This window comes from Marinococcus halophilus (genome assembly GCF_900166605.1).
Lineage (GTDB): Bacteria > Bacillota > Bacilli > Bacillales > Marinococcaceae > Marinococcus > Marinococcus halophilus.
This window is the reverse complement of the sequence record NZ_FVZD01000006.1, coordinates 1445146-1458533: the sequence shown is the minus strand read 5'-3', so window position 1 is coordinate 1458533 and position 13388 is coordinate 1445146. Positions and strand designations below refer to the sequence as shown.

Here is a 13388-nt window from a genome sequence, read left to right as displayed (position 1 = left end):
GGAAATAAGCTTCATTTAAAAATTACAGACAGGCGTTGACAGACATAAAAATATTTTATAAAGTAATTAAAGTATACAAATCGTAACAATTACGATTTATGTTTATGTATGAGGAGGAGTCCAGCATGTCTTCACCGATACCGGTAACGGTAGCTGAGCGGATATTTAGGTTCCGGAAAAACGACCCTGCTGAACCATCTGCTGCACGAGCAGACGGAGTGGAAAGTAGCCGTCATTGTCAACGATATGAGTGAAATCAATATCGATGCCGGCCTGATTGAGCGGGGCAGTATGCTTTCTCGCACGGAGGAAAATCTGGTGGAAATGTCCAACGGCTGCATCTGCTGCACGCTGCGGGACGACCTGCTTCAGGAAGTTCAGCGGATCGCTGGGCAGGGCGGCGTGGATTACATTTTAATCGAATCCACCGGCATCAGCGAGCCCATCCCGGTCGCCCAGACGTTTACATACGAGGATGAGGAGTCAGGGATCGACCTCAGCGGAAGCTGCCGCCTGGACACTATGGTCACCATGGTAGACGCCGCACGCTTCTGGTCGGATTACACATCAGGCGAAACGCTCTTGGAGCGCAGCCAGGGCGCGGCAGATGACGACGAGCGGGAAATTGCCGATCTCTTGATTGAGCAGATTGAGTTTTGTGATGTATTGGTAGTAAACAAAACGGACCTTTTGGAGCCGGAGCAGGTGCATCGTTTAACAAGCATGCTGAGAGCTCTTCAGCCAAACGCCGAAATCATTGAAACGGCTTTTGGCCGTGTGACCCCTTCCAGCGTGCTCGGCACCGGGAAATTTTCGTTTGACGAAGCTCTGCAGGCGCCCGGCTGGCTGCAGGAGCTCGAGCAGGAACATGAGCCGGAAACGGAGGAATATCATATCTCTTCGTTCGTTTTTCGAAGCCGGATACCATTTCATTCTGAGCGACTTCTTGAGTACCTCGAGGCCTTCCCCAGGCAGGTAATCCGGGCGAAGGGCATCATCTGGTGCATCACCCGAAATGATACGGCGCTGTTACTTTCCCAGGCTGGCATGTCGATTCAGCTTGAGCCGGTGTCGTACTGGGTCGCCTCCCTCCCTGACGGTCAACAGCAGCGTACGCTCGAGGAGCAGCCGGAATTGAAGGCCAGCTGGGACCCGGTAACCGGCGACAAGTGCACCGAGCTGGTGATTATCGGCCAGCATCTGGACCAGCAGCAGGTGATCCGGGAACTGACGGCGTGCCTGTTGACCGAGGAGGAACAGCAGTCGGGCGAAAGCGACTTTCACGACCCTTTCCCCTGGCTCGTTTCGCCGCATCATCATGTAAATTCCGGAGATGAACATCCGCATGCTTGACTGGATCATTATCGGTGCCGGCATCCACGGATGCACGACGGCCGCCCACCTGGCATACGCCGATCCTTCGTTAACACGGGACAAACGACTGCTTCTGATTGATTCGGGCCCCGGGCCGTTGTCAGCCTGGAATACGATGACCGAACGGGTAGGCATGAAATACTTGCGTTCCCCTGGCGTCCATCACCTTCACCCTCGTGTGCGGGATTTATTCAGCTTCGCAAAACGTAATCATTACTATTCAAGTCATTTTTCCGGTTCCAGCAAGAAACCCTCGGTCTCCCTGTTCCGCCATCATTGCGCTAAGGTAATCGAAGAAATGGACCTTACGTCCTGTTTCGAACAGGCTCACGCTTTTAACATCGACCGCTGCGGTGCTTATTGGATGGTGGACACGGAGCGGGGAACGTTGTTTACGAAGCGTGTCGTCCTCGCTACGGGCACTAAGGAGCATTGCTCTCTTCCTTCATGGCTCCCAGCTGCAGATCAGGGTGGCGCCTGTCATATTCATCAAAAGCAGGAACCGGAACCTGTTCGTCCGCCAGCCACTGTCATTGGCGGCGGCATGAGCGGTGTTCAGAAGGCTCTGGATCTCAGCCGCCGCTTTCCGGGCCAAGTTACCCTCGCCCTCCGCCACCCGCTTCGCGTGTGGGAATATGATGCTGCTCCTGAGTGGATGGGCGGCAAATATCGACAGGTTTGCAGAAACACTTCGACATTTTCCGAACGCCGGCACGCCATCACCCGCGCCCGCCGGTCCGGATCGATTACGAAAAATCTTTACCGCCAGGTGCAGCGACAGCAGGGCCTTGGTCGCCTTGAAGTCAGGCAGGATCCTATCCGCCGGGTCACTTCTCGCCAGTCTCACTGGCTTCTGCACGGAAGCGCTGCGACATGGGAGGCCCGGGCCATTCTTTGTGCCACCGGCGACCAGTACCACCCAGCCCAGAATCCTCTTCTCTTCCGGCTAATCAACTCGTGCCAGCTGCCGCTTGCCCCCTGCGGCTACCCGGCACTTGCCCCGTATTCCCCTGTTTGGGCCAGGGGATTGTATGTCAGCGGACCGCTGGCCGATTTAGCGATCGGGCCCACCGCCCGAAATATTGCCGGAGCCCGCACCGCGGCTGCATGCATTCAACAGGAAGCCCAGCATGCCTGCACGTAGTACATGCATCTAGTAAGCTATTATATTTTTATTTATTAAATCGTAATGAATACGATTAACTACAAGGAGTGGTAATGATGAAGAAATTTCCAGTAAAAGGGTTAAGTGCCCTGACCGTCAGCGCGATGCTTATCACCGGCTGCGGCAATTCCACGGAGGAAAGCTCGGGGAGCGGTGACTCTTCAGAATCACAGGAACAGAGCCAGGAAAGCTCCGGAGAAGAAAACCAAAGCAATGAGCAGGAAGAAAGTAACGATCAGAACGAAAGCAGCAATGGCAATGAAGAAGAAAGCCATGACCATAGCCATGACGAAGAAAGCCATGATCACAGTCATGACCACAGCCACTCCCAGGACGCCGAATCCCAGCGCATTTACAACGGCTTTTTCTACAATGATGAAGTAGAAGACCGCCCTCTTTCCGACTGGGCCGGCGAATGGCAGTCTGTTTATCCTTATTTGGAAGACGGCACGCTCGATGAAGTATTCGCCCACAAAGCGGAAGAAGATGGTGAAATGACGCAGGAAGAATACAAAGAATATTACGAGGAAGGCTACCAGACCGACGTGGATGAAATTACTATTGAAGAGGATGGCACCGTTTCCTTCATGAAGGACGGAGAAGAAATGACCGGGCGATACGCTTCCGGCGGCCATGAGATTCTGGAATACGAAGCCGGCAACCGCGGCGTTCGATTTGTCTTCGAATTAGAAGAAGGCGACGAAGGAATGCCTGAATACATCCAGTTCAGCGATCACAGCATTGCTCCGACCGACGCCGGGCATTACCACCTTTATTGGGGGGACGATAACGGTGAGTTGCTGGAAGAAGTCGAAAACTGGCCGACCTACTACCCGTCAGATATGAATGGCGAAGAAATTACTCATGAAATGATCGCCCACTAATTATCTCTCAATCAGCAAGCTGTTTACAGAAAGGATCGAATAAAAATGAAAAAACAAACTGCACTAGGCGCTTCTATACTTGCCGGCGCTGTCCTGCTTCAGGCCTGCAGCACGGGAAGCGAAAACCAGCAAAACGCTTCCGGGGATAATAACGAAGACCAGCAGGCGCAAAACGAAAAGCTGGACGTTTACACCACCCTGTTTGCCTGGGAGGACTTTGCCAGACAAATCGGCGGCGACTATGTGAATGTTGAAAACGTCGTTCCACCCGGCTCCAATGCCCATTCCTTTGACCCTACTCCCCAGACGCTGACTAACATAGCCGAGGGCGACCTGTTTGTTATGACCGGAAGCGGCATGGAAGGATTTGCGGAAGAAGCGAAGAGCACGGTCGACGGCCAGGACGTTTCCGTGCTCGAAGTGACTAATAACATGGAGCTGCTGGAAGCCTCTGATGAACATTCGCACAACCATGGTGAAGAAGGCCATAACCATGGTGAAGAAGGCCATAGCCACGGTGAAGAAGGCCACAGCCACGGCGAGGAAGGCCATGGCCACGGTGAAGAAGGCCACTCGCACAGCCACGGCGGCGTAGACCCTCACGTATGGCTGGACCCAGTCCGTGCCCAGCAGGCTGCTGAGAGCATCAAGAACGAATTAGTGGAACAAATGCCGGAGCAGGAAGAAACGTTTGAAGAAAACTACCAGGCCCTGGCGTCCGATCTTGAAGACGTTGACCAGGGATTCCAGGACGTGGCTGACAATAGTGACAGCAATCAGTTTATCGTCTCCCATGCGGCTTATGGCTATTGGGAAGAGCGGTACGGCTTCGAACAAATTCCTGTCAGCGGCATCAATGCCCAGGACGAGCCTTCCGTAAAGGAAATCAACGAGATTGTTGCTACAGCAGAAGAAAATAACATTAATACCATCCTTTTGGAACAGAATATTCCTTCTCAAACAGCAGAAACGGTACAGGAGGAAATCGGCGCAGATGTTGCCTACCTGCATAACCTGTCCAGCGTCATGGAAGAAGATATTGAAAATGATGCCACCTATGTGTCTTTAATGGAAGATAATATTGAAAGCCTCGAGCAGGCACTGAATAACTAAACAGCAAAAAGCCAGACGGGCGGCCCGTCTGGCTTTTACATTTATATCGCGGCGAGCTACCCCCGTAGCCGGAACAGCCTCAGGCTGTTCGCCACTACGATAAGGGCTGCTCCGGTATCGCTCAGCACCGCCATCCAAAGCGTCAGCAGGTCCGGCACGATCAGCGCCAGTGCAGCCACTTTAATCAGCACCGCAAACCAGATATTCTGCTTAATAATGCGCAGCGCTTTCCGGCTGAGGCGGATCGTATACGGAAGCTTTTCAAGGTTGTCCGCCATCAGGACAATGTCTGCCGCTTCCATCGAGGTGTCAGCTCCGGCACCGCCCATGGCAATGCCGATATCGGCGGTGGCAAGCGCCGGAGCGTCATTGATGCCGTCTCCGATCATGCCGACTCGCCGGCCTTCCTGCTGCAGGGTGCGTACGGCTTTTGCCTTATCCTCCGGCAGCAGCCCCGCCATATACCGATCAATGTTTGCCTGGCCCGCAATTTTCGCGGCAGTCCCTTCATTGTCGCCGGTAAGAACGGTCAACTCGCGAATACCGTTTTTATGAAGCGACTGTACTGCTCCCGAGGACATCGGGCGGATTTTATCGGCTACGCCTACATAGCCCAACACACTCTCCTCGTCGCCGACCAGTACAACAGTCATGCCTTCATTTTGAAGCTGTTGGATTTCTTCTTCGTATTTTTCTATCTGGACGCCCTTCTCTTTCAGCCACTCCGGCTTTCCGGCAGCATACGATTTGCCTTCAATCGTACCGGCCACCCCTTTCCCGGGCTCTGCATAAAAGTTTGTTCCTTCCCGGGAGGCCACTTTCTGTTCTCCGGCGTACGCTGTAATGGCACGCCCGATGGGATGGTTCGAATACGCCTCCAGGGTCGACGCCACCGACAGCAGCCGGTCCGCGTCGCCATCTGCCGCATACACTTTTTCCACGACCGGTTTTCCTTCCGTGAGCGTCCCAGTCTTGTCAAAGGCCAGGGCATTCAGTGTACCGGCGGCTTCAAGAAAGGCCCCGCCTTTAATCAGCACGCCCTGCTTAGCCGCATTGCCGATGGCTGAAACGATGGCGACAGGTGTTGAAATGACGAGCGCACACGGGCAGGCTACGACAAGCAGCGCCAGGCCCCGGTACACCCAGTCGGACCAGCCTCCAAAACCAATGGCCGGCGGCACCACAATCACCGCAATAGCAGCAGCAAACACGATCGGCGTATAAATCGCCGCAAACCGGTCCACAAAGCTCTGGGTCGGCGCCTGCTGCTCCTGCGCCTCTTCCACCAGATGAATGATTCTGGCAAGCGTCGTATCCTCCGGTCGTGCCGTCACTTCTACCTCCAGGCTGCCATAGTCATTCAGCGTACCGGCGTATACCGTATCTCCGGAGGCTTTATCGATCGGAAGCGACTCCCCGGTAATCGGGGACTGGTCAATCATGGAGGTGCCTGCGCGGATAGTGCCGTCCAGCGGAATTTTTTCTCCCGGCTTAATCAGCATCGTCTGTCCTATCCGGACTTCCTCTACCGGACGCCGGACCCACGTGTCTCCTGTTTTCACCCAGGCTTCCGCCGGGGCTAGATCCATCAGGTGGCTGATCGATTTGCGCGTTTTCGCGACGGAATACTGCTGCAGCGCATTCCCCAGCGCAAACAGCCAGACGACAAGGGCCCCTTCAAAATATTCTCCGATGAGCGGAGCGCCGATGGCGGCGCCCATCATGAGGACGTTCATATCAAGCGACCGGTTTTTGATAGCATAATAGGCACTTTTCGCCGGCTTGTAGCCTCCCACCACAATAACGGAAAGATACAAAAGAATCGAAATGAGCGCCGGAGCCGGCGTCAGTGAACTGGCAATACCGGCGAGCAGAAGCGCCCCGGAAACAATTGTGTTCGTCATTCCGCGGAGCGGGGAAGCCTCCGGCTGCCTGGAAGAAGAGTCTTCTTCTGTGACAGGAGCCGCTTCAAACCCAAGCCGCTCGACCTCACGTTTCACGGTATCCCGGGAAAGCTGATGGTCGATGACCATTTTTCCTGTCGTAAAATGCACCTGCACATCCCGCACGCCGTCAAGCTGCGCAAAATGCTTATTCACCGTGGCCGCGCAGGAGCCGCAGTCCATGCCGTAAATATTATAGGTCTCGCCTGTATCCGCTGCCGGCACCTGCGTACTGTACCCGAGCCGCTGCACGGTGTGCTGAATCGCTGCCGGAGCCACGGTCCCGTCCGTCGATACCTGCATACTGCCGGTAGTGTACTGTACTTTTGCCTCCTGGACGCCCGCCAGGCGCGAAACGCCCTTCTGCAGCGTCGCCGCACAGGAGGGGCAGTCCATCCCTTCTACCTGGAAGGTGTACGCATTTTCACCGGCATCAAAAGCTTCCGTTTCCTCTTCTTCTTCCGTCGTTGAGGCCGGTGTGCAGCAGCTGTCCTTCTCGGCTTCCTCGTTCGAACTGCAGCAGGACGCTTCTTCGACCGGGGTCAGCTGGATGGAAAAAGAACGCGAAGCAGACGGCCGGCTGAATTCTTCTTCGCTGCAGCAGGAGCATCCTTCCTTTTCTTCTTCGGTGGTTTTTCGTTCAAGGGTCTCGTCTTTAAACGCCAACTGACGTCTCCTCCCTTCCCGGTTCCATGCCCCCGAGCAGGTGAGAGATCTGGCTGCCGGAAAGAGTATAGAAAACCAGCTTCCCTTCGCGGCGGTAGGTGACAGCACCTGCCTGCTTCAGAATCCGTAAATGATGCGACACGGTGGCGGTCGAGGTTCCCAGAATATTTGCCAGGTCACAGCCGCACAGCTCCCCTTCCACGCTGAGGGCGTAAGCTACTTTGTAACGGGTTTCGTCGGCAAGCACTTTAAACCACTGGGAGGCACTCCGCGCATCCACCTGCCCGACCTGTGTCTGGACACGGGATACCTTTTCCGGGTCGTAGCAATATATATCACACTGTTCCGTTGTTTTAGCCATTAAGATCTTCCTTTCAATTTAACAATTAAATGTTTGTTTAATTGAATCTTATACCTATTTAAGCAAACAGTCAAACAATTGTTTAATTGACAGCGCAAACTGTATTCAATTTAATATGAAGCTTTTGGCTCCGGTTCCATTATTTCCTTTACACGATGTTTAAATGACTCTAACATTCACTTCATAAATTCCATTTATAGTAAGGGGCGTGGAGTTATCCACGGTTACAAACATATAGGGGGTCATTGAATGAAGAAGTGGAAGCGTTCAACGAAAGCGGCTGTACTACTCGGGGCCAGCAGCCTTATTGCTGGTACTGCCGCGGCGTCGGAAAACGATGATGCAGACACTGCAGCCAAGGAAAATTCGAAGCAGGCATCGGAAGAAACGGAAGCGGAAAACGTCATCCTCATGGTTCCAGACGGGTTTTCGGACAGCGTGTCGAAAAACTACAGTCTTTATAAAGACGGAGAGCCGGTATGGGAAGAACGCGACATGACGACCGGCAAAGTGGACACTTCCTCTGCCGATTCTATTATTACGGACTCTGCCGCTGCGGGGACCGCATATGCTACTGGTGAACGTACTAACAACGGCATGATCAGCACAACGCCGGAGGGCGAAACAATGCCTTCCATTCTGGATGACGCCGCTGACATGGGCAAATCGACTGGGCTTGTCGCAACATCAACGATCACTCACGCGACCCCGGCCGTTTTTGCTTCTAACGTAGAAGACCGGAACAATTATACAGAAATCGCGAAACAGATGGCAGAAAACGAAAATTTGGACCTGATGTACGGCGGCGGACGTGAACACTTCCTGCCGGAATCTGAAGGCGGCATCCGGGAAGACGGAGAAAACTATGTGGATAAAGCCATTGATGCCGGCTTTGAATATGTAGAAACCGAGCGTGCGATGGAAGAAGCTGAAGGCGACCGGATCATGGGATTGTTTGCGGATGACGCTATGAACACTTCCATGGAGCAGAGCCCGGTGCAGCCGTCCCTTTCCGAAATGACCTCCTCGGCCATTGACCACTTATCGCAGAACGAAGACGGCTTTTTCCTGATGGTGGAAGGCAGCCAGATTGACTGGGCCGGCCACGCCAACGACCCTGCATGGATGATGTCTGATACCGAAGCTTTCGAAAAGGCCGTGGAAGAAGCGACAGCTTACTCGGAGGAGCATGAAGATACGCTCGTCGTTGTAGCGAGTGACCACGACACGGGCGGAAGCGCCAGCGAAGCCACCGACGAAAATCATCCTTCCGTTCTGAAAAACGTAAAGGCGACGGGAGCGGCGATGCAGGAGCAGGTGCTTCTCGGCGACGAGGAGCCTGCCGAAGTATTTGAAGAGCATACCGGCATGACGATGACGGACGAAGAAGAAACCATGGTGGAAGAAGCAGAATCGCTTGAGCTTGGCTTTAACCACGTGCTAAGTGAACGTTCCGGCATTGACTGGACAAGCACGGATCACACCGCTGTAGACATTACCGTTTATGCCGAAGGCCCGGGAGAAGAAGCGTTCTCCGGAAACTTGAAGAACACGGAAGTCTTTGACGCTATGCAGCAGGCGATGAAATAACGAACATTACCACGAAGCGGTCTCCGGCATGGGGACCGCTTTTTGATAATAAAAAAAGCAGAGGCTCCCTCATCCGGAGTCTCTGCATATAACTCAGCTCATATAAGCATGAGCGCCATTAATTATCAAAAGCCCATTTCCACTTTTTCAGCCGCAGCTTCACTCGTTCGAGGAGGGTGCCTCCTTTATGGGAAGCGGTTTGAGGCTTTTCCACTACATCGAGGAAATTCCATCCGCCCCTTCCGTTCTCTGCATAAATCCACTGGGTTTTCTTATCGTAGTAATAGCGGAAGCCGTCATTGTCTTTCAAATGAAGCGACCGCTCCCCTTCCATTATAATGTGTAAGTATCCGTCACACGTTAACATAATGTCGTCCAGCGTAATATTTTCGCATTGGTCCTGCATAAAAAAATACCCCTTTCCATAGCACAAGCTTCTCCAGTGAAACCATGCGTTTGATAGTACTCAGTGACGCCATGGCTCTTGTGCTTGTCCTGCCCCCATACTTGTATTTTTGCGGCGAATGCCTGCTTTCATTTCCCCCATCTGCCAACTCCGCTGCCTGTTCTCTAATATCTTTATATATAACCCCGGAAGACGATAAGTAAACGTAATAATGATTGCAATGTATTTGTCCGGGGCCGGGCAGGGAATTTGCCAGTACGAATCAACGCCTGGACCTGCGGGCATGAAAGTATTTTCCAGCCGGCTGTGGAACTTACTGCTCAGTATTTTTATATACTCTCACAGGTCCATATGTAATTTCAACAATGCACACTTGAAAATTATCTGCAACTGATAAAACTTCTTTTCTTTCCTACTGCCGCAACGATTAGAGAAAGCACGGCTAGCTGCTGCGGCTGCTTTACATACAGGTTTTAGCGCTTCCCGCCGGCTCTATTTACTGTCCAGTAAACAGCCCCGAGCGACAGCAGCGGCGCAAGCGGCAGCAGCAGTCCGCCTCCGGCGACATACAGCAGCGGAGCTGCCACGCCCAGGCTTCCGGTAAACACCGCCATTCGCGCACGCTTCCTATGCCCGTACATCCATAGGCCAATGCCTGAAAGCGCTATACAAAGCAATAAAAAGGTAACCATACATACTCTCCTTTGCTGGTAAATATTACTGCAAAACGTTTGCAATTAATGCCCTTATTTTTATGGGGAACATTGGTGTATCTTTTCTTTCTGTGCTGTCGGTTTGAAACGTTATCCGGGCACACTTATCGTATTATATAAAAAGCAAAGGGAAAACACATCAAATTGTGTTTTCCCTTTGCTTTTTATATATATTTTACGGTTTGACCAGTACTTTAAGTGCTTCGCGGTCATTCATCGCCCGGTAGCCTTCCGGAACGTCGTCAATTCCCATCGTGACGTCAAACACGCGGCCCGGATTGAGGGAGCCGTCCAGAATGTCCGGCAGCAGTTCGTCCATATAGGCACGTGTCGGAGCGGGCCCTCCCGTGAGCGTAATATTGTGCCTGAAGAGACTCGCAAAGCCTACCCCTGCCTCTTCGTACTGCGGCGCGCCCACACGGCTGATCACGCCGCCGGGACGGACAACGCCCACGCTCATGTCATAGGCCGGCATCAGCCCGACACACTCCAGCACGACGTGGGTGCCTTCCCCATTCGTCAACTCGTGGACTTTGGCAATGCCTTCGTCTCCACGCTCGGAAACAACGTCGGTGGCACCGAATTCCACTCCGAGGTCGGTACGCTCCTTGTGGCGCCCCATTAATATGATTTTTCGGGCTCCGAGCTTTTTCGCCGACAGCACCGCAAGCAGTCCAACGGCTCCGTCGCCTACTACGGTGACGGTGGTGTTTTCGTTTACGCCGCCCATGACTGCGGCATGGTAGCCGGTGCCGTAAACATCCGAAATCGTCAGCAGGGACGGAAGCAGCGGCGAATCATCACCGATCTCGTCCGGAAGCTTAAACATGCTTCCCTGCGCCTGAGGTATGCGTACGTATTCGGCCTGGCAGCCGCTCATAAATCCGCCGTTCACACAGGATGTCTGCAGGCCTTCCTGGCAGTACGGGCACGTGTTGTCTCCATATGCAAATGGCACCACGACGAGATCCCCCTTCTTGAAGTCCGTCACGCCAGAGCCCATTTCTTCGATTCGGCCGATCACTTCGTGGCCCATCGGTTCGCCTCCGCCTTGTTCATCGGCATGCATATGGCGGTACGGATGCAGGTCGCTTCCACAGATACAGGCAGCGACGACTTTCAACACGCTGTCTGTCGATTCCTCGAGCTGCGGCTTCGGTACGTCTTCTACGCGGACGTCGCCCGCTTCGTACATGATATTTGCTTTCATAGCTGAGTCCCACCTTGTCATTAATATGTTTGTTCTTATCTTCACTTCTCTGCAATCCCTGGAGAAGTGATGCATTCAGTGTAACCCGTACAGTCCGCTTTAAAGCAAGGAAAAGGCTTTACGCTTTTTCCCATAAGAAAAAACACCCCCATTGGTGGAGGTGCTTGTCTATTTCTCATTATATGAATTTTATTTTTCAGCCTTTAAGCTTGCGCCATAACGTGGACCGGTTAATATCCAGCCTTTGGGCCGCCCGGGTCTGGTTCATGTTTTCTTCCTGCAGCACCAGGTTGATCACTTGCTTCTCGATGTTATCCAGTGACTGATTCAGGTCCAGCAGTTCCCTGGCGCCATATGCGGATGCTGGATTAGTTTGAACGGCTTCCCTGGAAATGTACGGGCCTTCGGAATTTTTCACTCCCATTTCAACCATTTCCTGCAGTTCGTGCAAGTTCCCAGGCCAGCGAGAGGATTTCCATTCCAGCAAAAGCCCGCTTTCCACTCCCACCACCTGTTTTCCGTATTTTGAATTGTTTCTGGCAATGAAGGTGCGTATATACTCAGGCAAATGCTCAATTCTCTCCCGTAAAGGCGGAAGCGAAAGCACGATGCTTTTCTTTTGAAACTTTTCCTGAAGCAGAGGTTGGTTGGTGTCTGCAGCAGCAAAAATAATTACCGCCACAGAATCAAAGGCAGCCTCAAAAAGCTGTTCCAGCCGTTCAGCTGAAAGTGCCTCCCAGTTTTTCATGTAAAACGTTCCGTTCCCCGATAAAATCATCGCTTCGAGCCGCTTCATCGCCATTTCATCGAAATCTTTGTCCAGTATTACTTCCCATTGATTTTCAATATAGTTATTACGATAATGATGCAGGGCAGCAGCAATGGAACGCTTCCCTGTACCATTTTCACCCTGGAGAAAGTATACGGATTCCGTAAACTTCTTCGCCCGTTCCACAATGGAACGTACCCGCTCATCAGCTGTCGAAATTTGGCCAAAGGAGACAATGTCTGACTGAAGCGGCTGAATAACTAAACCGTTTTGTTCCACCCTGTATCTGTTTTCATCACTGATTTTCAGAAAATAAAGCCTTTCTTTTCCTTCAACTAAAAATTCCCCTTCTGCAATTACACTGCGTCCATTAATGCTAAAGTTTTCCTGAAGGAAGGCGTAATTCAGCATTTTTTGATGTAAGCTCTGTAAAATATCGTTTTTATCAGCATAATTACTTGCATGTGATGTTAATTGAAACAGGTTTAAAAAAGGCTGGTTGGCAAACATTAATTCTCCTGTTTCTTTAACAAGGGCAATACTTTCCGGTAGATGCTCCAGCAGATGGTGATAGCTTGTGTTCATGGCTTCCTGGTAAAGCAGCACGCTCCCGACTTCCTTAGCCTGAACCACAGCCTGTTCCACCGACTCCGGCCCGGAGGTGATCATGATTCCCTCCAGTCCAAAACGGCGGGCGGTTGTTAAAGTTACCGTGTCTCCAATGATAACTTGAATATTCCGGCTGATGGCATTTTCTACTGCCTGCTGCACTTCTTGAGAGCTGTGAATAACCTGATAGGAAATGGATATGCCAAGCAGCTCCGCCACCTGATTCACCCCATGGCAGACATTGGGGAATCCAATCAGCTCTATAGGGTCCTTCGAGTCTTTGAACAAAAGCAGCGTGCGCAAAATATCGTAGCCGGAAACATCAATTTCCACCACGGGCAGAGAGGACCGTTCACGCAGAATCTGCGCTGTCCCTCCCCGGCTGATCAATACATGATAACCCAGCTCCTCCAGACGCCGGGCCGGCTCCACAGCCTCCTCCAGGTCTGCTGACTCTACGTTTATCCTTACTTCCTGGTGAGAAGCACTAATCCTGGTTGCTACTTCCTTTAAGCCTTCATAAGGAGCTATAATTCCTATTTTCAACATTTGCTTACTCCCTTTAATGCAATTTTCTTCATATTT

General features: G+C 52.3%; 10 protein-coding genes and 1 pseudogene. 5 read left to right on the top strand and 6 right to left on the bottom strand.

Annotation, left to right across the window (positions count from 1 at the left end; genetic code table 11):
• Positions 1 to 125 precede the first annotated feature (125 nt).
• The 4 genes and pseudogenes from B5066_RS13410 to B5066_RS13395 all read left to right on the top strand — a co-directional run bounded on the left by B5066_RS13410 (position 126) and on the right by B5066_RS13395 (position 4536).
• Positions 126 to 1353 (top strand): annotated as a pseudogene (locus B5066_RS13410) (GTP-binding protein).
• Complete coding sequence (locus tag B5066_RS13405; protein ID WP_179124113.1) at positions 1346 to 2518, top strand: NAD(P)/FAD-dependent oxidoreductase; 1173 nt, start codon at positions 1346 to 1348, stop codon at positions 2516 to 2518. The pseudogene B5066_RS13410 and the gene B5066_RS13405 overlap by 8 nt, the downstream one beginning before the upstream one ends.
• Positions 2519 to 2595: 77 nt before the next feature.
• Positions 2596 to 3423 (top strand): metal-binding protein ZinT, encoded by an 828-nt coding sequence (locus B5066_RS13400; RefSeq protein ID WP_079476404.1) that lies wholly within the window; start codon positions 2596 to 2598, stop codon positions 3421 to 3423.
• Positions 3424 to 3468: 45 nt separating this feature from the next.
• A complete protein-coding gene (locus B5066_RS13395) occupies positions 3469 to 4536 on the top strand; it encodes a metal ABC transporter solute-binding protein, Zn/Mn family (RefSeq protein WP_079476403.1) in 1068 nt (355 codons plus the stop codon).
• A gap of 56 nt (positions 4537 to 4592) precedes the next feature.
• Here the strand turns inward: B5066_RS13395 and B5066_RS13390 are convergent, their stop codons facing one another.
• Positions 4593 to 7145: a heavy metal translocating P-type ATPase gene (locus B5066_RS13390; RefSeq protein WP_244897372.1), complete on the bottom strand. Its 2553-nt coding sequence runs from the start codon at positions 7143 to 7145 to the stop codon at positions 4593 to 4595.
• The gene (locus B5066_RS13385) at positions 7135 to 7506 is read right to left on the bottom strand and encodes an ArsR/SmtB family transcription factor (RefSeq protein ID WP_079476402.1); all 372 of its coding nucleotides are present in this window, start codon (positions 7504 to 7506) and stop codon (positions 7135 to 7137) included. The genes B5066_RS13390 and B5066_RS13385 overlap by 11 nt, the downstream gene beginning before the upstream one ends.
• A gap of 249 nt (positions 7507 to 7755) precedes the next feature.
• Here B5066_RS13385 and B5066_RS13380 point away from each other — a divergent pair, with 249 nt between their 5' ends.
• A complete protein-coding gene (locus tag B5066_RS13380) occupies positions 7756 to 9096 on the top strand; it encodes an alkaline phosphatase (protein WP_079476401.1) in 1341 nt (446 codons plus the stop codon).
• Between the two features lie 118 nt (positions 9097 to 9214).
• Here the strand turns inward: B5066_RS13380 and B5066_RS13375 are convergent, their stop codons facing one another.
• From B5066_RS13375 to B5066_RS13360, 4 genes are all read right to left on the bottom strand, one after another.
• Complete coding sequence (locus tag B5066_RS13375; protein WP_079476400.1) at positions 9215 to 9502, bottom strand: hypothetical protein; 288 nt, start codon at positions 9500 to 9502, stop codon at positions 9215 to 9217.
• A 473-nt stretch (positions 9503 to 9975) separates the two neighbouring features.
• On the bottom strand, positions 9976 to 10194 hold the full coding sequence (locus B5066_RS16585) for a hypothetical protein (protein WP_143745440.1): 219 nt from the start codon (positions 10192 to 10194) through the stop codon (positions 9976 to 9978).
• A 196-nt stretch (positions 10195 to 10390) separates the two neighbouring features.
• Positions 10391 to 11425, bottom strand: a complete 1035-nt coding sequence (locus B5066_RS13365; protein WP_079476398.1) for a zinc-binding dehydrogenase — start codon at positions 11423 to 11425, stop codon at positions 10391 to 10393.
• A gap of 196 nt (positions 11426 to 11621) precedes the next feature.
• A complete protein-coding gene (locus tag B5066_RS13360; protein WP_079476397.1) occupies positions 11622 to 13352 on the bottom strand; it encodes a sigma-54-dependent Fis family transcriptional regulator in 1731 nt (576 codons plus the stop codon).
• Between the last annotated feature and the right edge of the window lie 36 nt (positions 13353 to 13388).